This is a genomic window from Actinocorallia longicatena, from assembly GCF_039534125.1.
Classification (GTDB): Bacteria; Actinomycetota; Actinomycetes; order Streptosporangiales; family Streptosporangiaceae; genus Actinocorallia; species Actinocorallia longicatena.
The window spans coordinates 113,349-130,507 of sequence record NZ_BAAAUV010000015.1; the positions used below are offsets into that span (position 1 = coordinate 113,349).

Annotated in this window: 21 protein-coding genes; 14 read left to right on the plus strand and 7 right to left on the minus strand. The window is 69.9% G+C overall.

What is annotated here, in order from left to right; genetic code table 11:
* Positions 1–35: 35 nt before the first annotated feature.
* Entirely contained in the window at positions 36–1,094 is a 1,059-nt protein-coding gene (locus ABD785_RS26850) for a YihY/virulence factor BrkB family protein (protein WP_344833537.1), read from the plus strand.
* Positions 1,095–1,193: 99 nt separating this feature from the next.
* Entirely contained in the window at positions 1,194–2,378 is a 1,185-nt protein-coding gene (locus ABD785_RS26855; protein WP_344833539.1) for an MFS transporter, read from the plus strand.
* On the opposite strand, the gene ABD785_RS26860 is transcribed toward ABD785_RS26855, so the two are convergent.
* Both ABD785_RS26860 and ABD785_RS26865 read right to left on the minus strand, forming a co-directional pair.
* The gene (locus ABD785_RS26860) at positions 2,375–3,934 is read right to left on the minus strand and encodes a glycoside hydrolase family 13 protein (protein WP_344833542.1); all 1,560 of its coding nucleotides are present in this window, start codon (positions 3,932–3,934) and stop codon (positions 2,375–2,377) included. The two genes, ABD785_RS26855 and ABD785_RS26860, sit on opposite strands and share 4 nt — an antisense overlap.
* A 28-nt stretch (positions 3,935–3,962) precedes the next feature.
* Entirely contained in the window at positions 3,963–4,442 is a 480-nt protein-coding gene (locus ABD785_RS26865; RefSeq protein WP_344833544.1) for a MarR family winged helix-turn-helix transcriptional regulator, read from the minus strand.
* Between the two features lie 66 nt (positions 4,443–4,508).
* Between ABD785_RS26865 and ABD785_RS26870 the strand changes: the two genes are divergently transcribed.
* A complete protein-coding gene (locus ABD785_RS26870; protein ID WP_344833546.1) occupies positions 4,509–5,732 on the plus strand; it encodes an MFS transporter in 1,224 nt (407 codons plus the stop codon).
* 33 nt (positions 5,733–5,765) lie between these two features.
* Here ABD785_RS26870 and ABD785_RS26875 read toward each other — a convergent pair whose 3' ends face one another.
* Both ABD785_RS26875 and ABD785_RS26880 read right to left on the minus strand, forming a co-directional pair.
* Positions 5,766–5,969 (minus strand): cold-shock protein, encoded by a 204-nt coding sequence (locus ABD785_RS26875; RefSeq protein WP_344833548.1) that lies wholly within the window; start codon positions 5,967–5,969, stop codon positions 5,766–5,768.
* Between the two features lie 269 nt (positions 5,970–6,238).
* Positions 6,239–7,336, minus strand: a complete 1,098-nt coding sequence (locus tag ABD785_RS26880) for a hypothetical protein (RefSeq protein ID WP_344833550.1) — start codon at positions 7,334–7,336, stop codon at positions 6,239–6,241.
* 174 nt (positions 7,337–7,510) lie between these two features.
* On the opposite strand from ABD785_RS26880, the gene ABD785_RS26885 reads away from it, so the two are divergent.
* The 5 genes from ABD785_RS26885 (at position 7,511) to ABD785_RS26905 (ending at position 10,831) form a co-directional block, all read left to right on the plus strand.
* Complete coding sequence (locus ABD785_RS26885; protein WP_344833551.1) at positions 7,511–8,509, plus strand: Gfo/Idh/MocA family protein; 999 nt, start codon at positions 7,511–7,513, stop codon at positions 8,507–8,509.
* 237 nt (positions 8,510–8,746) lie between these two features.
* Entirely contained in the window at positions 8,747–9,115 is a 369-nt protein-coding gene (locus ABD785_RS26890; protein WP_344833553.1) for a hypothetical protein, read from the plus strand.
* A 22-nt stretch (positions 9,116–9,137) separates the two neighbouring features.
* Positions 9,138–9,503 (plus strand): roadblock/LC7 domain-containing protein, encoded by a 366-nt coding sequence (locus ABD785_RS26895; protein ID WP_344833556.1) that lies wholly within the window; start codon positions 9,138–9,140, stop codon positions 9,501–9,503.
* An 11-nt stretch (positions 9,504–9,514) separates the two neighbouring features.
* Positions 9,515–10,297, plus strand: coding sequence for a hypothetical protein (locus ABD785_RS26900; protein ID WP_344833558.1), 783 nt, complete (start codon positions 9,515–9,517; stop codon positions 10,295–10,297).
* 165 nt (positions 10,298–10,462) lie between these two features.
* Positions 10,463–10,831: a nuclear transport factor 2 family protein gene (locus ABD785_RS26905; RefSeq protein WP_344833560.1), complete on the plus strand. Its 369-nt coding sequence runs from the start codon at positions 10,463–10,465 to the stop codon at positions 10,829–10,831.
* A 12-nt stretch (positions 10,832–10,843) separates the two neighbouring features.
* On the opposite strand, the gene ABD785_RS26910 is transcribed toward ABD785_RS26905, so the two are convergent.
* A complete protein-coding gene (locus ABD785_RS26910) occupies positions 10,844–11,356 on the minus strand; it encodes a hypothetical protein (protein WP_344833563.1) in 513 nt (170 codons plus the stop codon).
* Positions 11,357–11,534: 178 nt separating this feature from the next.
* On the opposite strand from ABD785_RS26910, the gene ABD785_RS26915 reads away from it, so the two are divergent.
* On the plus strand, positions 11,535–12,188 hold the full coding sequence (locus ABD785_RS26915; protein ID WP_344833566.1) for a hypothetical protein: 654 nt from the start codon (positions 11,535–11,537) through the stop codon (positions 12,186–12,188).
* The gene (locus tag ABD785_RS26920) at positions 12,185–13,438 is read left to right on the plus strand and encodes a DUF6357 family protein (protein WP_344833568.1); all 1,254 of its coding nucleotides are present in this window, start codon (positions 12,185–12,187) and stop codon (positions 13,436–13,438) included. The genes ABD785_RS26915 and ABD785_RS26920 overlap by 4 nt, the downstream gene beginning before the upstream one ends.
* A gap of 256 nt (positions 13,439–13,694) precedes the next feature.
* On the opposite strand, the gene ABD785_RS26925 is transcribed toward ABD785_RS26920, so the two are convergent.
* Both ABD785_RS26925 and ABD785_RS26930 read right to left on the minus strand, forming a co-directional pair.
* Positions 13,695–14,108 carry a P-loop nucleotide/nucleoside kinase family protein gene (locus ABD785_RS26925; protein ID WP_344833570.1) on the minus strand — a complete coding sequence of 138 codons (414 nt, stop codon included), beginning with the start codon at positions 14,106–14,108 and terminating at the stop codon, positions 13,695–13,697.
* A gap of 134 nt (positions 14,109–14,242) precedes the next feature.
* Positions 14,243–15,097: an AAA family ATPase gene (locus ABD785_RS26930; protein WP_344833573.1), complete on the minus strand. Its 855-nt coding sequence runs from the start codon at positions 15,095–15,097 to the stop codon at positions 14,243–14,245.
* Between the two features lie 196 nt (positions 15,098–15,293).
* Between ABD785_RS26930 and ABD785_RS26935 the strand changes: the two genes are divergently transcribed.
* The 4 genes from ABD785_RS26935 (at position 15,294) to ABD785_RS26950 (ending at position 17,097) form a co-directional block, all read left to right on the plus strand.
* Positions 15,294–15,437 carry a hypothetical protein gene (locus ABD785_RS26935; RefSeq protein WP_344833575.1) on the plus strand — a complete coding sequence of 48 codons (144 nt, stop codon included), beginning with the start codon at positions 15,294–15,296 and terminating at the stop codon, positions 15,435–15,437.
* Positions 15,437–15,751, plus strand: a complete 315-nt coding sequence (locus ABD785_RS26940; RefSeq protein ID WP_344833577.1) for a WhiB family transcriptional regulator — start codon at positions 15,437–15,439, stop codon at positions 15,749–15,751. The genes ABD785_RS26935 and ABD785_RS26940 overlap by 1 nt, the downstream gene beginning before the upstream one ends.
* Positions 15,751–15,903 carry a hypothetical protein gene (locus ABD785_RS26945; RefSeq protein ID WP_344833578.1) on the plus strand — a complete coding sequence of 51 codons (153 nt, stop codon included), beginning with the start codon at positions 15,751–15,753 and terminating at the stop codon, positions 15,901–15,903. Before ABD785_RS26940 ends, ABD785_RS26945 begins: the two co-directional genes overlap by 1 nt.
* Positions 15,904–15,975: 72 nt before the next feature.
* A complete protein-coding gene (locus tag ABD785_RS26950) occupies positions 15,976–17,097 on the plus strand; it encodes a hypothetical protein (protein ID WP_344833581.1) in 1,122 nt (373 codons plus the stop codon).
* Positions 17,098–17,159: the final 62 nt, after the last annotated feature.

Genomic DNA, 17,159 nt, shown 5'->3' on the forward strand with positions numbered 1-17,159 from the left:
GTCGTTCGAGGACCCGACCCCCTGAGGATCCGCTCATGTCCGTGGAACCCCGCCCCGACCCCGAGCCCAAGGCCGACGGCGACCACCGGGCGGAGCAGCCCTCTCCCAAGGCGACGAAGCGCCTGCGCCGCAAGAGACTGGAGCGCGACCAGGACAGGCTGGCCCACCGCCTGCGCAGCGACGGTCCCGACCATCCCCTCCGGATGCCGTTCCGCGCCTGGATGGGCGCGGTCAAGCGGACCGTCCTCGAATTCCAGGAGGACGGCCTGGGCGACTGGGCGGCAGCCCTCACCTACTACTCGGTGCTGTCGATCTTCCCTGCGCTGCTGGTGGTGACCTCGATGGTCGGGCTCGCCGGCGGCGAGGTCTCGCAGAAGCTGATCGACAATCTCGCCGCCCCGGCGCCCGGCGCGGTGCGCGAGGTCCTCACCCAGGCCCTGTTCGAGCTGGAGAACAGCAAGCGGAGCGCCGGGCTGGTCGCGCTGATCGCGATCCTGGGCGGGCTGTGGTCGGCGTCGAAGTACGTGGCCGCGTTCATGCGGGCCTCCAACGCCGTCTACGACATCCACGAGGGGCGTCCGCTGTGGAAGACGTTCCCGATCCGGGTGGCGATCACGCTGGCGACGCTGGTGCTGATGGCCGTCAGCGCCGTCGCCGTGGTGGTCTCCGGGCCGCTCGCGCACCGGATCGGCGATCTTCTGGGGCTCGGCGACCTCTCGGTGATGGTGTGGAACGTCCTGAAATGGCCGGTCCTGCTGATCGTGATCAACGTGCTGTTCGCGCTGCTCTACTGGGCGGCGCCGAACGCCCGGCAGGGCATCCGCTGGATCACGCCGGGCGGGCTGCTGGCCCTGCTGGTGTGGCTGCTGGCGTCTCTCGGTTTCGCCGTCTACGTGTCGGGCTTCGCCGCCTACAACAAGACCTACGGCAGCCTCGCCGCATTGATCATCTTCCTGGTCTGGCTGTGGATCGCGAACGCCGCCCTCCTGCTGGGCGCGGAGTTCAACGCCGAGCTGGAGCGCGCCCGCGCCATCGAGTCGGGCAACCCGCCCGGCAAGGAGCCCTACGTGCGTCTTCGCGATCTCCCCGACTAGCCGGTCGCGTGAGCCAATAATAGGCGTTTGCAACTAAACTCCATTGCAAGTATTGTCGCCGGAGGTAATCGGCTGTAGCAATGTGATGGGGGAACGGCCATGCCGTTGGCGCTTCTGGCCCTGGCGATCGGGGCCTTCGGGATCGGGACCACGGAATTCGTGATCATGGGACTGCTCCCGGACGTCGGGGAGACCTTCGGGGTCTCCGTCCCGACGGCGGGCCTGCTCGTCACCGGATACGCGCTGGGCGTCGTGATCGGCGCACCGATCATGACCCTGCTCGGCACGAGGATCTCCCGCAAGCGGATGCTCATGCTGCTCATGGGCCTGTTCGTGATCGGCAACGGCGTCTCGGCGATCGCCCCCGCCTACGGGGTCATGCTCACCGGACGGATCATCGCCTCGTTCGCGCACGGCGCCTTCTTCGGGATCGGGTCCGTGGTCGCGGCCGGGCTGGTCGCCCCGCACAAGAAGGCAGGGGCCATCGCGATGATGTTCACCGGGCTGACCGTCGCCAACATCGTGGGAGTGCCGCTCGGGACGCTCGTCGGGCAGAACCTCGGCTGGCGGGCGACCTTCGGGATCGTCGCCGCGCTCGGGCTCGTGGCCGTCGCCGGGATCGCCCGGCTGGTGCCCGAGCAGCCCCGGCAGGAGGGGGTGCGGGTCCGGCACGAGCTGGCGGCGTTCCGGAACGTCCAGGTGCTGCTGGCGCTGGGCATGACCGTCCTGGGGTTCGGCGGGGTCTTCGCCGCGATCACCTACATCGCGCCGATGATGACGGACGTCACGGGGTTCGCGGCGTCGTCGGTGCCCTGGCTGCTGGTCCTGCTCGGGCTGGGCATGTTCGCCGGGAACCTGGTCGGAGGCCGCTTCGCCGACAGGGCGCTGATGCCCATGCTGTTCTCCTCACTCGGCTCGCTCGCGGTCGTGCTCGCCCTGTTCACGGCCACCGCCCACAGCAAGCCCGCCGCGGTCGTCACCGTGTTCCTCATCGGCGCGCTCGGCTTCGCCGGCGTCCCCTCGCTGCAGAAGCGGGTCCTCGACCAGGCGCAGGAGGCGCCGACCCTCGCCTCGGCCATGAACATCGGCGCCTTCAACCTCGGCAACGCCCTCGCGGCCTGGCTGGGCGGTCTCACCCTCACCGCGGGCCTGTCCTACACCGCCCCGAACTGGGTCGGCGCCGTCATGGCCGCCGCCGCCCTGGCCCTGGCCCTGCTCTCGGCCGCCCTCGAGCGCCGCTCCGCACCCGTCCCGCTGCCCGGAAGCGTCGCCCAGCCCGTTTAGGCGCCGGTGCGGAACCAGGTCGTCGAGCCGCCCGCCACCGCTCCGGGCAGCGGGTCGGCCGAGGTCAGGAGGACGTCGGTCCAGGGGACGGGGCAGGGGGCGTCGCCGAAGACCGTCACGTTGACCAGGTCGCCGCGGGAGAAGACGAGGACGTCGTCGCGGCCCGCGGACAGCCAGGTGAGGGGGCCGTCGATGGAGCGGCGCAGGGCGAGGGCCTTGCGGTGCAGCTCCAGGGTGGGATTGTCGCCGGTGTAGGAGGCGAAACCGGCCGGCTGCGGAAGCCAGGAGCGGCCCGTGGGGGAGAAGCCGAAGGCCGTCGCCGGGTCCGGGGTCCAGGGCAGGGGGACGCGGCAACCGTCGCGGCCGTAGTCGGCGGGGCCGGAACGCCGGAAGGTCGGGTCCTGGCGGACCTCGTCGGGCAGCTCGATGACCTCGGGCAGGCCCAGCTCCTCGCCCTGGTAGAGGTAGACCGAGCCGGGCAGGGCCAGCAGCAGCATCATGGCGGCGCGGGCGCGGCGCGTGCCGAGAGCGAGATCGACGGGACCCCGCGGACGGGAGTCGGGGCCGCCGTCCCGGCGCAGCAGCCCGTACCGGCTGACGGTCCGGTGGACGTCGTGGTTGGCGAGCGTCCAGGTGATCGTCGCTCCGGTCGCGGCGATCTGCTCCAGACCCCTCTCGATGGACGTCCTGAACCGGTCCGGGTCCCACGGGGTGAGCAGGAGATCGAAGTAGAACGCCTGCGGGAGCTCGTCCTCGCGCAGGTAGAGGGCGAGGTCCCCGACGGTCGGCACCCAGATCTCGCCGACGAGCGTCAGATCGCGGTCGTAGGAGTCGGCGAGGCTCCGCCAGCGGCGCAGCACGTCGTGGACCTCGGGCTGGTTCTGGCCGTGCGGGTTGTAGTCGGGATAGTGGTCCCAGTCGGGCAGATCGGCGTTCTTGAACAGCATGTGGGCGACGTCGATCCGCATCCCGTGGACGCCGCGGTCGAACCAGAACCGCAGGACGTCGTCGAAGAAGGCGGCGACCTCCTCGTTCCGCCAGTCGAAGTCGGGCTGGGCCGGGTCGAAGGAGTGCAGGTACCACTGGCCGTCGGGGACCCGGGTCCAGGCGGGGCCGCCGAAGGCCGAAAGCCAGTTGTTCGGCGGGCCCTCGGTGCCGTCGGGCGCGATCCGGCCGTCGCGGAAGATGAAGCGCTCCCGGTGCTCACCGCGCAGCGCCGCCTGGAACCACGGATGCTCGGCGGAGCAGTGGTTGGGGACGAGGTCCATCAGGAGCTTCATGCCCCGGCCCTCGACGTCCGCCAGCAGCCGGTCGAAGGCGGGCAGCCCGCCGTAGGCGGCGTCGATGCCGGTGTAGTCGGCCACGTCGTAGCCGTGGTCGGCGCCGGGCGACGGATAGCAGGGGTTGAGCCACAACCCGTCGACGCCGAGGTCCTGGAGATGGTCGAGCCTGCCGCGCAGGCCCTCCAGGTCGCCGACGCCGTCGCCGTCGGAGTCGAGGAACGAACGGAGGTACACCTGATAGATCACGGCGTCACGCCACCACGCATCGGTCATGGTGCCCGTCTTCCCGTCCGGCGGCCGGTCACTCCTCGACGGCCAGCAACATCCGTTTCAGCAGGGCGTTCAGCGCGTCCCGCTCCTCGACGCCGAGCGCGCCGACCATCCCGTCCTCGACCTCGCCGCGGATGCGCTGCGCCCCGGTCCACAGCTCGCGGCCGAGATCGCTGATCTCGACGTCCACCCGCCGCCGGTCGCGTTCGCCGCGGGTCCGCCGGAGCAGCCCGGCCTTCTCGAGCGTGTCGAGCCTGCCGGTGATCCCCGCGGGGGAGATCTTCAGCTCCCCGGCGAGCTGGGACGGTGTCGCCCGGCCGCCGTGGGCGACCAGCCAGTGCAGGGTCTCGAACTCGAACTGCTGCAGCCCGACCTCGACGAGCGCCCGGTCCTTGGCCTGGTGAAGCTGCCTGACCAGGAACTGCATCCGGGTGACGATCCCCTCGGTCCGCTCGTCGAAGGGCGCGTAGCCCTTCCAGCGGGCCAGGTGCCGGTCCACGGAGTCGTCCATGGGGTCATTATGCCGCCGGCGAATAATTTGTTGACGAATGATTCGCTAGCGAAGTACTTTCGGCGGATGCTCCGTCTCATCGCGGGCCGTTCCCTCGCGGCCCTGGCCACGGCCCTGATTCCGACGACCCTCACGCTGGCGATCCTCGGCGGTACCGGGTCGGCCGGAGATCTGGGGCTCGTGCTGGCCTGTGAACTGATCCCGCTGGTGCTGCTGCTGCCCGTCAGCGGGGTGGTCGCCGACCGGTTCAGGCCCGAGCGCGTCGCCCGCGCCGCCGACCTGGTCAGGGCGCTGGCCCAGGCCGCCATCGCGGTCCTGCTGCTCACCGGGAACGGGCGGATCCCGCCGCTCGCCGGCTGCGCCCTCGTGACGGGCGTCGGGGTGGCGTTCGGGGTGCCGGCGGTGCCGCGGCTCGTCCGGGCGGCGGTCGCGGCCGAGGACCGGCTGCGGGTGAACACCCGGCTGAGCGGGGCCAGGAGCCTCGCCGAGCTGGCCGCCCCGGCGCTGGCGGGCGGGCTGATCCTGGCGGCGGGGCCCGGCTGGTCCTCGGCGCTGACCTCCGTGCTGTTCCTGGCCTCGGCGCTGACCCTCGGAGGCGTCCGGACGCCGGGGACCGCGGGGGGCGTCCGGGCCTCGTTCCCGGCCGAGATCGGGGACGGCTGGCGTGAGGCGCGCCGCCACCCGTGGTTCCTGGCGAGCGTGCTCAGCCATTCCTGCTGGCATCTCGCGGCGGGCTTCCTGCTGACCCTGGGCCCGCTGATCGCTCTCCGGGAACTGGGCGGTGAGGGGGCGTGGGTGCTCGTCGCGCAGGTCGGGGCGGCCGGAATGCTCGCAGGGATCTTCGCCGCGTCCCGGCTGACGATCCGGCGGCCCCTGCCCGTCGTGACGCTCGCGGGCGCGACCTACGTGCTGCCGCTGATCGCGTTCGCGGCGACCGCGCCCACCTGGGTCTGCGCGGCGGCCTACGGCACGGCGATGACGGGTCTCGGCCTGCTGCTCCCGCTCTGGGACACCGAGATGCAGCGTCGCATCCCCGAACGCTCCCTCGGCCGGGTCTCCTCGCTGGACGCGCTGATCTCCTTCGTCTCCCGGCCGGTCGGGCTGGCCGCGGCGGCTCCGCTGGCCGCGCTCACCGCGACCGCGGTCCCGCTCCTGGCGGCGGCCGCCCTGATCGCGGTCTCGCACGCGCTGGTCCTGGTGACGCTCCGGCGGGGCCCGGACCAGCGGGACGCGCCCGCGGCGGACGGCCGGATCGCGGGGACGCGAAAAGCCCCGGCCATCCGAGGATGACCGGGGCTTCAGCCGCGTGAGCGGCGGAGTTCCTTAGGCGGGAACGATGTTCGCGGCCTGCGGGCCCTTCTGGCCCTGGGTGATGTCGAACGACACCTTCTGGCCCTCCTGGAGCTCGCGGAAGCCCTGGGCGGCGATGTTCGAGTAGTGGGCGAAGACGTCGGCGCCGCCGCCGTCCTGCTCGATGAAGCCGAAGCCCTTTTCCGCGTTGAACCACTTCACGGTACCGGTAGCCATAAGAATCTCCCTCTGAGGCGAAACCTGAAAACCCGCAGAATTGCGGATCTTTCGCGCTGCGAAATGAGGGCCCTGAAAACAGAAAAGCGCCTGTAGAAATCAGCAGGCGCACAAGAAAGTTTTGGGAACCACAACTGCAACTCCACCCACTGTAGCACGGTCCTCACGTGCTCCTCGCGGGCCAAGGGTAAAGTTCTCTCGACTAGGCAGATTTCGCCGCATTTTCACTGGTTTCGCCGGGAAAATACGGGTTGTATTCATGAGATCGATCACTCGCTGGACATCACGACCGGGTCTGTTTTGGGCAGCGCGACCCACTCATAGCCCTCTCCGACGACCCACTTGACCAGGGTTCCCGGCACCCGGGCGACCTTGTTCGGCTTGTATCCGGCGGGGAAGTTCGACGGCACCTCGGCGGGGACGGGCGTCCAGGCTGATCCGTCGAAGGCCCATCGCTCGGCCCAGCCCCGGTAGGCCAGGGGACGGCCGGTGTCGTCGGTGGTGAAGCGGATGTCGTCCTGCGGGCTGCGCGACGGGGTGGCCGTCACGGAGGTGCCGTCCCAGTGCGTCCAGTCGAGTCCGCCCCAGCCGGTGCTCGTGACGGGCTTCAGATGGGCGAACCAGACGTCGTCCCCGCCGAGCGGGGAGATCCCGGCGAAGGCGTGGCCGGGCTCGGTCGCGATCGTCGCCGCGTCGGACCAGACGGTGCCCGTCCAGCGGGTGAGGGCCTGGACCGAGCCGGAGACCGTCCGGACCGCCCAGAGGCCGCCAGGGCCGATCCCGAAGGACCGGGAGGTGAAGGAACCGCCCGGATCGGGCGGAGAGACCCTGTTCCAGGCGGCGCCGTCGAACCGGCAGAGCGCCGCGGTCCCGATCGCCCAGACCGCGGTGGCGTCCCGCTCGTAGGTGCCGGACGCGCAGTCCGGCGGCACGTCGGGGAGGGTCTGGAAGGCCCGGCCGTCCCACCGGACGACGGTCGCCCCCCTGCTCTGGGAGCGTCCGGCCAGGTAGACGTCGCCGGGGCCGAAGGCGAAGACCCTGCCGACCTCGCCGGTGCCGCTCGCCCACGGGCCGGGTCCGTACCTGGTCCAGGTGGTGCCGTTCCAGCGCTGGATCGCCGGCTTGCGCTCCAGGAGGCAGTTCTTCACCGGAACGGGGACGCCCCCGGTCGTGGAGATCGTCCAGGTGCAGACCTCGCCCTGGAATCCCACGGCCCAGACATCGTTCGTCGCGGTCGCGGCCACGTCGAGGAATCCACCGCGCGGCCAGGACCAGGCCGGAGTCGCCATCTTCCAGACCCCGTCGGCGTGCGCGGGGGCACCCGTCGCCGCCACCATCACGATCGCCGCCACCGCGAGACGTCTCATTTTCGCTCCTCTTCTCGGAAAAAGAGCATCCGATACCGTCCGGATCCTTTCTTGTGCCAGTGGTGACAAACGGCGGGAACGGTCAGTGGCGGGCGCTTTACAGCCCTTGGTTTACGTCAATTGCCGAAAACGGGTACGGTTCGGGTGATCAACGACTGAGCAGGGGGAAATCACGTGATCCGGTGGGGGATTCTGGGAGCGGGCGGCATCGCCGGTTCCGTGTGCGACGACATCGCGCTGAGTGAGGGCAGCACGGTCACGGCCGTCGCCGCCCGCGACGCCGGCCGGGCGTCCGCGTTCGCCGAGCGGTACGGCGCCGCCCGCGGTTACGGCGCCTACGCCGACCTGGTGGCCGACGACGAGGTGGACGTCGTCTATGTCGCCACGACCCATCCGCACCACCGCGAGCACGCGCTCCTGGCGATCGAGGCGGGCAAGGCCGTCCTGATCGAGAAGCCGGTCTGCCTGAACGCCGCCGACGCCCGCGAGGTCCTCGACGCGGCCAGGGCGGCGGGCGTCTTCGCGATGGAGGCCATGTGGATGCGGCTGAACCCGCTCGTCCGCAAGGCCGCCGAGCTGGTCGCGGAGGGTGCGATCGGCGAGCTGCGCGGAGTCCGCGCCGAGTTCGGCCTCGGCCTGCCCTACGACCCGTCGCACCGCCTCTACGACCTCGGCAACGGCGGCGGCGCCCTGCTCGACCTGGGCATCTACCCGGCGACCCTCGCCTACCTGCTCCTGGGCCGCCCCGACTCCGTGCACACCTCGGGCGAACTCGCCCCGACCGGCGCCGACGACACCGCCGCCATGGAATGGATCTACGACGGCGTCCCCCGCGCCCACCTGTGGTCCTCGGTCTCCACCGCCGCCCCCAACCAGGCGGCGATCCTCGGCACGACCGCCTCGATCACCCTCGAGAACGTCTGCCGCCCGTCCGCGATGACCCTCCACTCCACCGACGGAACCCGCACCGACTTCCCCGACCCCCTGGCCGGCCGGGGCCACGGCTACGGCCCCGAGATCGCCGAAGTGGAACGGTGCCTCACCGAGAGCCTCCTCGAAAGCCCCCTGGTCCCCCACGCCGAAACCCTCGAAATCCTCGAACTCCTGGACGCCGCGAGAGCGTCCCTGGGCGTCGTCTACCCCTCCGAAAACGGTGGAACCAAGGCGTCATAGCCCAGGCGCACCCGACGGGAGAAATAAACAGAATTTCATTCGTTGTGGAATTATATGTCATCACTCCTGGTCTGGGGCTCGAATCCGTTTTGAGAATCTCTAGATAACAACAGTGCAAAGTTGTTTTTGTGGAATTGTTTGAATGTCATGCTCGGGGGAGTTTGGCCTGAAAGGTCGGACTTGGGGTGGGGGCAGTGGACGGCTCTCGCCTCGGCTCATCACAACCGAGGGACACGTATGACCATCGAGACCACGCTCAAGGAGACGATGACGATCGAGGGCGCGCTGGGGGCGGCGCTCGTCGACTACGACAGCGGAATGTCGCTGGGCACCGTCGGGGGAGGCCGCGAGCTGGACCTGGACGTCGCCGCCGCGACCAACACCGAGGTCGTGCGCGCCAAGGTCCGGGCCCTGGAGGCCCTGAAGATCGACGACAAGATCGAAGACATCCTCATCTCGCTGAGCAGGCAGTACCACATCATCCGGCTGATCAACGCGGCCGACGGAAGCCGGCTCTTCCTCTACCTCGCGCTGGACCGGGAGCGTTCGAACCTGGCGCTCGCCCGCCACACGCTCCGCAGAATCGAGAGCGAGCTGAGCGTCTGAGGAACGGGCCGGGCGAGCGTTCATGAACAAGGAAGAAGTACTGGCCGAGCTGACGGCTCTGCGCAAGGAGGTCCCGGGCATCGCCGAGGCCGCCACGGCGTCGATCGACGGCATGCTCATCGCGGCGGACACCGACGAGGTCCGTCCCGAGGTGCTGGCGGCGCTCGCGTCCGCGGCGCTCGGGCTCGGGAAGAGCGCGGCCCACGAGGTCGGCATGGGGGAGCTCCGCGAAGTGATCACTCGCTGTCAGAGCGGGCACATCGTCATCTATCCGGTGGGGCGGAAGGCCCTGCTGGTCCTGCTGGGGGACGAGGGCCTCGACGTGGGCCGGCTCCATGTCCGATCGCGTCCGGCCGTCCAGCGTCTGGCCGACATTCTCGGGTTGTGAACCGGTGACCGATGTCTGAACCCACTGAAGACCAGCCGCACGGCGTCTTCCTGGGAAGCCTCCTGCGTCGCGGACGCGACGGCTTCACGGGCACGCTGCGCGCCGACGGCGCCGTCTCCGGCACCGTCACCCTCGCCGAGGGCCGCGTCATCGCGGCCTCCACGGCCGTGGCCCCCGGCCCCGAATCCCTCCTTCTGCGCTCCGGCCGTCTCGCAGAGGCCGACTGGACCGCCGCCTACACCGACGCCGCTCCCGAGGGCCGCCTCGCCGAGGAGCTCCTCAAGAGGGGCCTCCTCGGCGAGGTGTCCCTCCAGGTCCTGACCCTGAAGGCCCTGACGGACGCCGTCTTCGCGATGGCGATCTGCGGCGTCCAGACCTGCGTGGCCACCCCACCGTCCCCCGACGAGCTCCCGCCCCTCCTCCCGGCGGCCCCGGGCCTGACGACCCGGGCCCTGGCCGACGAGACGACCCGCCGCCTGGCGTCCGCGTCCCGCTGGGCGGCGAAGGGCCTGACCGTCGACACCTACCTCTTCCGCACCACCGACTCCCCGGCCCCCGCGACGATCAACGGCCGTCGCACCCCCCGGGACCTGGCCTTCCTCTGGGGCCAGGGCCTCTACGCCACCCTCTACACCCTCGCCGACCTCCTCGCCTCCACCCACATCACCACCTCCGACTCCCCCCGTCTGACCCCGCCCCCCACCCCGATCCCCCTCACCCCCGAGACCCTTCCCCAACGCCAGAAGGGCACCAGCCCCGTCAACACCTTCCTCCCGTTCCGCCCCCCTTCCTGACGCCCCGTCCCGGCCGCAGAACCCGGAAGACCCCGCATCCACGCCCATGGATGCGGGGTCTTCCGCGTCTCTCCCGAATTCTCGTGACGCCCGATGTAGAGATCGCTCCGCCCGCTCCGACCTCCGCCCGTAACAGCCGAGCCCGGACACCCGCAGGGAGCCCTCATGTCACGGAACACCGAAACCGTCACCGCCTACCTGGACGGATTCCGCAGGAACGATCACGGCCGGATCCTGTCCTGCCTGACCGACGACATCGAGTTCACCGTCTACGGTGCCTTCCACCTCGCCGGCAAGGACGCCTACGACAAGGCCATCGACGGCCCGCCCGAACTCCTCGACCCGCCCCACCTGGAGGTCGTCCGCATGGTCGAACAGGACGACGTGATCATGGCCGAGCTCACCGCCACCATCGAACGGGCCGAGGGCGGTCACCTCCGCCTCTCCATGGCCGAGCTCTTCCTCATGCGCGACGGCAAGATCGCCGAGCGCCGGGCCTGGGTCATCGAACTGAAGGAGAACGACTTCCGCTGACCCGCCCCGGCGCTAGATCACCCGCTGGAGGTTCCACCGCTTCTCGGGGTCGGGGCCGCAGGCGGTGAATCTCACCTCGGGGCCTTGCGGGCCGCTGTAGCGCCCCAGGCAGCGGCGGGTGAAGGTGCTCCAGATGTACCAGCCGTCCGTGGTGAGGGAGAGGGACCACTTCTGTTCGGGTGCGGAGGCCGAACAGGTCGCGAACCTGGGATGGAGGCCTTCGAAGACGTCCTGCAGACAGCGTCCGCTGGCCAGGTTCGCGAGTTTGACGACGTTGCAGGGGTCGGCGTCGCACTGCGGCTGCCACAGATGGGACGGCGTGTCCTGGCAGGGCTGGAGCTGAGCGTATTTGCCCTGGCCTCCGTAGGGGTCGACCATGCAGGAGCCGCTGCTGAGGTTGTAGATGAACAATCCGTCCGCGGCGCGGGCGGGGGAGGCCGCTGCCAGCCCGCACAGGGTGAGGACGATCGTCATCAGCATCGTGCACAGGCCGCGCTGCGGCCGCCCGCGTCTCTTCTCGGTCATCGATCCGCACGTTCCTTTCCGATCACGTTCGGCGGGGAACACCAGGAGGCTAGCCACGGCATCGGCACCCCAATAAGGGACGGCGGTCCCTCCGCCCCGGGACACATGTCCCGCCCGAGGCGTCGGTTCGGCGGGCTTTAGGCTGGTCGAGGTACCGCAGGTGAAACGAAGGACGCATATGGCCCGCCCCTATGACCCAGGACCGAAACGGTTCGTCTTCATCGCCGGTGACGGCGACGACCAGAAGATCTCCGTGGGCGACGCCCAGGAGGCATATGTGGCGTTCTCCGCCTTCTTCCGGGAGCGGGACTCCGGCACCTTCACCATCGAAGACACAGCGGCGGACCAGCGGCTGGTGCTCATGCCCGGTCAAGGGGTGATCGCCCGGATCGAAGGGGCGGACCGGCACCGGTCGGCATACCTCAGGGTCGACCGGCCCAACCGCTACATGCCTGCCGCGATGCTGTTCTTCGAGAACGGATACACCGGCCTCGACCACTTCGGCCAGTGGTTCCCGGACGTCGCCGACCTCGACGCGTCACCGGAGGCCCGCGGTGCCCTCCGCGCCGCGACGATCACGACCGAAGCCGCGGCCATCGAGGAGGTCGCCCGCATCTGGAGCGCTTCGGGCACCGTGGACCCGAGCGACCGGTTCTACGTCTTCTTCGACTCGCACGGGGCCGACGACGACCGGGCCGAACGGGCCGAACTGCTCAAACTGGTCGAGTTCCTCGGCCTCGAACGGCTCGACGCTCCCGCCGGCGCGGCCGACGGCGAGGTCCGGGTGCGCACCGACGGGCGCCTCGAGACCGAGATCGAACGGTGGTCATGAGAGACATCGTCTTCACGCGCGGAAGCGGCTGGATCCCGAACGTGATCCGCGAGGACGGCGAGCTGAAACTGATGCTCGGCGCCGGGGCCGACGCCAACCACGAGCCTCGCACCTTCACGTTCCCGGTCGGGGAGGCCCATCTCGCGGTGCTCCGGGAGGACCTCGCCAGGCACCTGCTGCTGTGGAGCGCGGTCCTCCCGCTGTGCGACGCCGCCGGAACCCGGGGCCGCCTCGACGAGGCCGCCGCCGTCGCACTCCTGGATCCGATCCTCCTGTCCCCGCCCGCGGACGTCGACGCGCTCTTCCGGCACATCCCGTGGGACGGGGCCCGGCTCATCGCCCACGGCGCCGACATCCGCCTGCTCGAACGCGGCCGTCTCCACGCGGCGATGCGGACGGCGACGGAGACGTCCGATGCGAAGAGAGCCCAGGAGTACCGCGCGAACCGCGCCCGCGCCGAGCGCGGAACGGTGCTCTCCCCCCTCGACACCGCGATCCTCACATACACGGGCCAGTACCTGCACGGCGCGACGGTTCCGAAGCGGATCACCGACGCCGTCGACCCCGCACTCCTGCCGCAGGTCCTCCGCGTGATCTCCACCGCCGAACAGGCGTGCGCCGGGATGCGGATCGCCCGCGACCCACGACGGGGCAAGCGCGCCACCGACAAGCGCGACTGGAACCGGATGGCGACGACGGCCGAGAAGGCCGTGCGCCGAGCACACCCCGACCTCGCCGACGACGCGGTCCGCACCGTGAGCTTCCTGATCTGTTCGGAGGCCGCGGACCGCTCCAGAAACGCCCCCTTCGACGACGAGCGGCCCCCCGCCGCCTCCGGCGACAGCGCGACGAAGACGACGCTGTCCTTCACCGACGACAAGGACGTCGAGAAGAAGTGGCACCTCGGCGGCCCCCGCACCGCCACCGCGGAATTCTGGGAGTTCGTCAGTGACCGCTCCGCCTCCGGCAACGAGGTCTTCACCATCGAGGACGAGCAGCTGGGCGAGGGCATCCAGCTCCACTTCTACGCCGATTCCGCCGCCCGCATCACCACGCTGCACAAGGGCGAGCCCGGCGGACCGGACACCGAATACCAAGTCGAATACTGCCTGGTCGACAGCCTCAGCGACTACCGGAACCTCGTGAGCGCCTTCGTCCACGGCGGCTGCGCCTCCCTCGACCCCCACGGCCCCTGGATCTCGGACAACACCGAGTTCGAACGAGCCCGCCGCCAACGCCACACCAAGTAGCCCCGGATTCCCGAAGCGCCGCTGAGGCGCGTGGTCGGGCAGTTCGTCAGGCAGAAAGCAGAAGACCCCTCGCCCTGAAGATCAGGCTGGGGTCTTCTTGCTGCTGAAGGATGGTGGCCAGGGGCGGGGTCGAACCGCCGACCTACCGCTTTTCAGTCATATGACACAGCACACATGACCTGTGACGCACCCTGTTTGACCAGCGCGGGAACGGCTCTGATCGTCCCCCTGTGTCCCTGGGCGTCTCTGGCGGTTGTCACCCACTTGGACACCCACGGGCGACGGATGCCAGCGCCCCCGAGATGGCCTTAGCCGCCTGCTCAGGGGCGACTTCTGCCGTGTTGATCGTCAGGTCCGCGTCCGGCAGGGGCTCAGTCTCATCCCAGGCGCGTAGTCGCGCGTCGAGGTCCGTCGAGCCACGGCCGACGACGCGGGCCGCCGCGACGTCGCGCGGGCACCAGAGCGAGACGACGAGCCACGCGGCCCCGGGGACGGCCTCGACGACCGCGCGGACGGCCTCGACCTGGCCGAGATGGACGACGGGGAAGCCGTCGTCGAGGGACTCCCGCAGGGCGGGCCGATCGACGACGTAGACCGCGCCATATCGGCCATTCTCCCAGACGATTCCGCCCGACGCGCGGAGCTGCTCAATCTCCTGCTCTGTCGCCATTCGGTATCCGGCGGTCCGACCGGGGCCGCACTTGAGTCGCTCGAATGTGTGAAAGCGTTCGTCGAGGCGCTGCAATTCGCGCGCGACTGTGTCCTTTCCGGCGGCTGGGGGGCCATAGAGAATGACGCCCCGCATCAGTTCCCGCCGCCCGAGAGGATGGATTTGAGGACCTCCCGCGCCTGCGCTTGCAGGGGCTCGCTCGACGCGCTGTTGTCTACGACGAAGTGAGCGCCAGCCGGACGGAACTGCACGTCAACGCCAGCAAGGTATTCCTGCCAGTGCGCCAGCTTGTGAGCGTCACGGGCGGCCCCACGGTGCCGGATGTAGGTATTCATGGTGTCTGGATCGCAGTAGACCCATACGAGAGAAGTAGTCGCGTTCTTAGCGGAAAAAAGCGCCTGGATTCGCGCCACCCAAGCGGCATCTTTCAACTCACGTAGGTACGGCGCGGTGAGAATGACGCTGTTGCCGCAAGAGACGTTCTCCTCTGCGGCGGCAAGCAGCGCCTCATATTCGCGGGGACGAATCTTCGTCAGGTAGGCGTCCGATTCCCGGTCATTCGGGGAAAGTCCCAGGACCTCAAGCGCGGCCTCGACGACCGGGCGCGTCAGGGTGTCCTTGTCGAGCATGGGCCAGCCGGTTTCCCGCGCGAGGATGCGCCCCAGCTCCGTCTTGCCGCTCCCCGCGTACCCGCCGACGATGACGACGTGCGGGGCCTGCGTCCGCAGGTCGGCCCGCAGGTTCTGGTCAGGCGCGTTGACGACCCGCTTGGACCGCGACTCGCTGATCACAAGCCCTTCCTCGATCAAGACCCGCATGGCCTCATTGATCGTGTGGACGCTGGTGTCCCAGCGTTCGGCAAGCGCCCGGGTGGACGGCAGAGCCTCCCCGTGGCGCAAGCCCCCGGCCTCAATGTCGTTGCGCAGGTTCCGCGCGACCTGCTGATACCGGCTCTCCGGCTGGCTGAGTCGCTCGTGTGACTCCGACACAGACCGTCCCCTTTCACGCACCTAACAACTGACCCTTGCTTCCACAGCCTACCTAACAGTTGATTTCCGGGCATCCGGGCAGCTCAGGGCCATGTTCGAAAAGAATCTTGGAAGGATCAGTTGTTAGGCTCTTGCTAGGACAACATTTCAACTGTTAGCTTCCTGGCAACGGCACCGAGCCAACGGAGGTAAGCAAGTGATCCCGACCCAGCCGAAGAAGTGGCCGCAGGCCATCGTGGGCATCTGCGTGTTCCTGTTCCTCATCAAGAACCCCGTGGCCGCCGCGCACGGCGTCCAGACCCTGGGCACCGCGCTCTCGACGTTCGTGGACGCGTTCTGATGTCGGCCCGGGCGCTCAGCGTCGAGCTGTCGGGCCTCCCGCTCGTGGACCTGCTCTCGCAGGTCGCTGACGGCGAGTGCCGGTACGACCCGGACCTGCACACCGGTCCGGACGCCTTCACCGCCGAGACGCTCGCTGAGCGACAGGCCCGCATCGATGCCGCCCGCGACATCTGCGAGACCTGCCCCGTGCGGGACGCGTGCCTGGAGTACGCGCTCCGCGTGACCCCCACTCACGGCGTGTGGGCGGGTCACACCCCGAAGGAGATCGCGGGCCTGCGCAGCGCGGCCCGCTCGACCCGAAAGGCCGCCTGATGTTGATCGGTCTGCTGTTCATCGCCGCTGGTCTCGCCCTGATCTACCCCGAACTCCGCCTGATCGGTCGGCGGATCGTGGCCCGCCTGTCCCGCGTTCACGTCCGGGGCGTCGCCCGCTTCGGCACTTACACCACCAGGACGACGCGCTGACGCTGCGTCCGGACGGCCGGTCCTACCGGCCGTCTCACGGAACGCCAGCCCAACCCGAAAGGAGAGCACCCGATGAAGGCGACCAACCCGAACGCCCCGACGCTCCCGGCGTCCGAGCTGGCCGACGAGCTTGCGCAGCAGCGCGACCGTGAGGCCGTCCGCCGCGCTGACGAGCTGGCGCGGACGACGGCCACGGCCGAGCACAACCGCGCGCTCGCCGACCTGTCGGAGAAGACTCGCCGCGCTGACCTCGACCGGGCCGAGCGGGAGGCGTCCGCGAACGCGTCCGCCACGCTGGCGCGGGTCTACCGGGAGTCCAAGGACTCCGGGGAACGCATCCGGATCGCGGCCCACATGGCGCGGTCGGGTGAGGCCCGGGCGCTGCGGCTGGAGCGCCTGCGGGCGCGGAACCTCAAGGTTCTCGTGCCCGTGCTGCTGGGCTTCGCCGCCTGGTCCACGACCGGCGTGCAGGCGGGCGGTGCCCGGCTGATGAACGTCACCAGCGCCGCGCCGACGTGGTGGGCGCTGTGGGTGCTTGAGCCCGTCCTGATCGGCGCGGTTGTGTGGGTCATCCTGGTCCGCGCTGGGCTGGCCGCCTGCGGGGGCCGCCTCGACGACCACGCCGCCCGCATCGCCTACGGCTGTCTGACGACCTCGATCCTGCTCAACCTGGCCGCCGCCGCTGTCGCCCCCGCCGCCTGGACGGTCGGAAGCGTGGCCACGCTGCTGGGGTCCATGCTCGCGCACTCAATTGGTCCGGTCGGGGCCGCCGCTACCGCGCACCTGATCGGCATCATCGACGAGAGCATCAGCGACGCCGACCCGTGGACCGACGCCCACGGCGGCAAGGTCCCGCTGCTCACTGAGCTGGGCCTCGACCTCGACCCTGCCCCGGTCGTCGAGCCCGAACCCGCCCCGAGTTTCCTGCCTGACCTGCGCGAACAGCAGATCTCGGCAGCAGCCGTCACCCGCCCCAACAAGGGCGTCAAGGTCCCCCCGTCCGCCCGCCGCAAGCCCTCGACGACGTCTCCGCGCGCCACGTCCGATGACGTCCTGCGGGAGCGGCTGGCCGCTCTCGTCTCTTCCGGCGACCTCCCCGAGAACGCTCCCGTCCGTCGAGTGCAGGCCGCTCTCAACATCAGCTTCGACCGCGCCAAGCGCGTCATGGCCCTGCCCCTGGCAGAGGCCGCCTGACCGTCCCTCAGACCGGGCGGCGGCCCACGTCCGCCAAGAAGTCAGCCGCCGCCCGCCTCTCC

Excerpts from the sequence above, each read along its gene's own strand:
- ABD785_RS26850 (WP_344833537.1), top strand. The coding sequence starts at position 36 with ATGTCCGTGGAACCCCGCCCCGACCCCGAGCCCAAGGCCGACGGCGAC.
- ABD785_RS26855 (WP_344833539.1), top strand. The coding sequence starts at position 1,194 with ATGCCGTTGGCGCTTCTGGCCCTGGCGATCGGGGCCTTCGGGATCGGG.
- ABD785_RS26860 (WP_344833542.1), bottom strand. The coding sequence starts at position 3,934 with ATGACCGATGCGTGGTGGCGTGACGCCGTGATCTATCAGGTGTACCTC.
- ABD785_RS26865 (WP_344833544.1), bottom strand. The coding sequence starts at position 4,442 with ATGGACGACTCCGTGGACCGGCACCTGGCCCGCTGGAAGGGCTACGCG.
- ABD785_RS26870 (WP_344833546.1), top strand. The coding sequence starts at position 4,509 with ATGCTCCGTCTCATCGCGGGCCGTTCCCTCGCGGCCCTGGCCACGGCC.
- ABD785_RS26875 (WP_344833548.1), bottom strand. The coding sequence starts at position 5,969 with ATGGCTACCGGTACCGTGAAGTGGTTCAACGCGGAAAAGGGCTTCGGC.
- ABD785_RS26880 (WP_344833550.1), bottom strand. The coding sequence starts at position 7,336 with ATGAGACGTCTCGCGGTGGCGGCGATCGTGATGGTGGCGGCGACGGGT.
- ABD785_RS26890 (WP_344833553.1), top strand. The coding sequence starts at position 8,747 with ATGACCATCGAGACCACGCTCAAGGAGACGATGACGATCGAGGGCGCG.
- ABD785_RS26895 (WP_344833556.1), top strand. The coding sequence starts at position 9,138 with ATGAACAAGGAAGAAGTACTGGCCGAGCTGACGGCTCTGCGCAAGGAG.
- ABD785_RS26900 (WP_344833558.1), top strand. The coding sequence starts at position 9,515 with ATGTCTGAACCCACTGAAGACCAGCCGCACGGCGTCTTCCTGGGAAGC.
- ABD785_RS26905 (WP_344833560.1), top strand. The coding sequence starts at position 10,463 with ATGTCACGGAACACCGAAACCGTCACCGCCTACCTGGACGGATTCCGC.
- ABD785_RS26910 (WP_344833563.1), bottom strand. The coding sequence starts at position 11,356 with ATGACCGAGAAGAGACGCGGGCGGCCGCAGCGCGGCCTGTGCACGATG.
- ABD785_RS26915 (WP_344833566.1), top strand. The coding sequence starts at position 11,535 with ATGGCCCGCCCCTATGACCCAGGACCGAAACGGTTCGTCTTCATCGCC.
- ABD785_RS26920 (WP_344833568.1), top strand. The coding sequence starts at position 12,185 with ATGAGAGACATCGTCTTCACGCGCGGAAGCGGCTGGATCCCGAACGTG.
- ABD785_RS26925 (WP_344833570.1), bottom strand. The coding sequence starts at position 14,108 with ATGGCGACAGAGCAGGAGATTGAGCAGCTCCGCGCGTCGGGCGGAATC.
- ABD785_RS26940 (WP_344833577.1), top strand. The coding sequence starts at position 15,437 with ATGTCGGCCCGGGCGCTCAGCGTCGAGCTGTCGGGCCTCCCGCTCGTG.
- ABD785_RS26945 (WP_344833578.1), top strand. The coding sequence starts at position 15,751 with ATGTTGATCGGTCTGCTGTTCATCGCCGCTGGTCTCGCCCTGATCTAC.
- ABD785_RS26950 (WP_344833581.1), top strand. The coding sequence starts at position 15,976 with ATGAAGGCGACCAACCCGAACGCCCCGACGCTCCCGGCGTCCGAGCTG.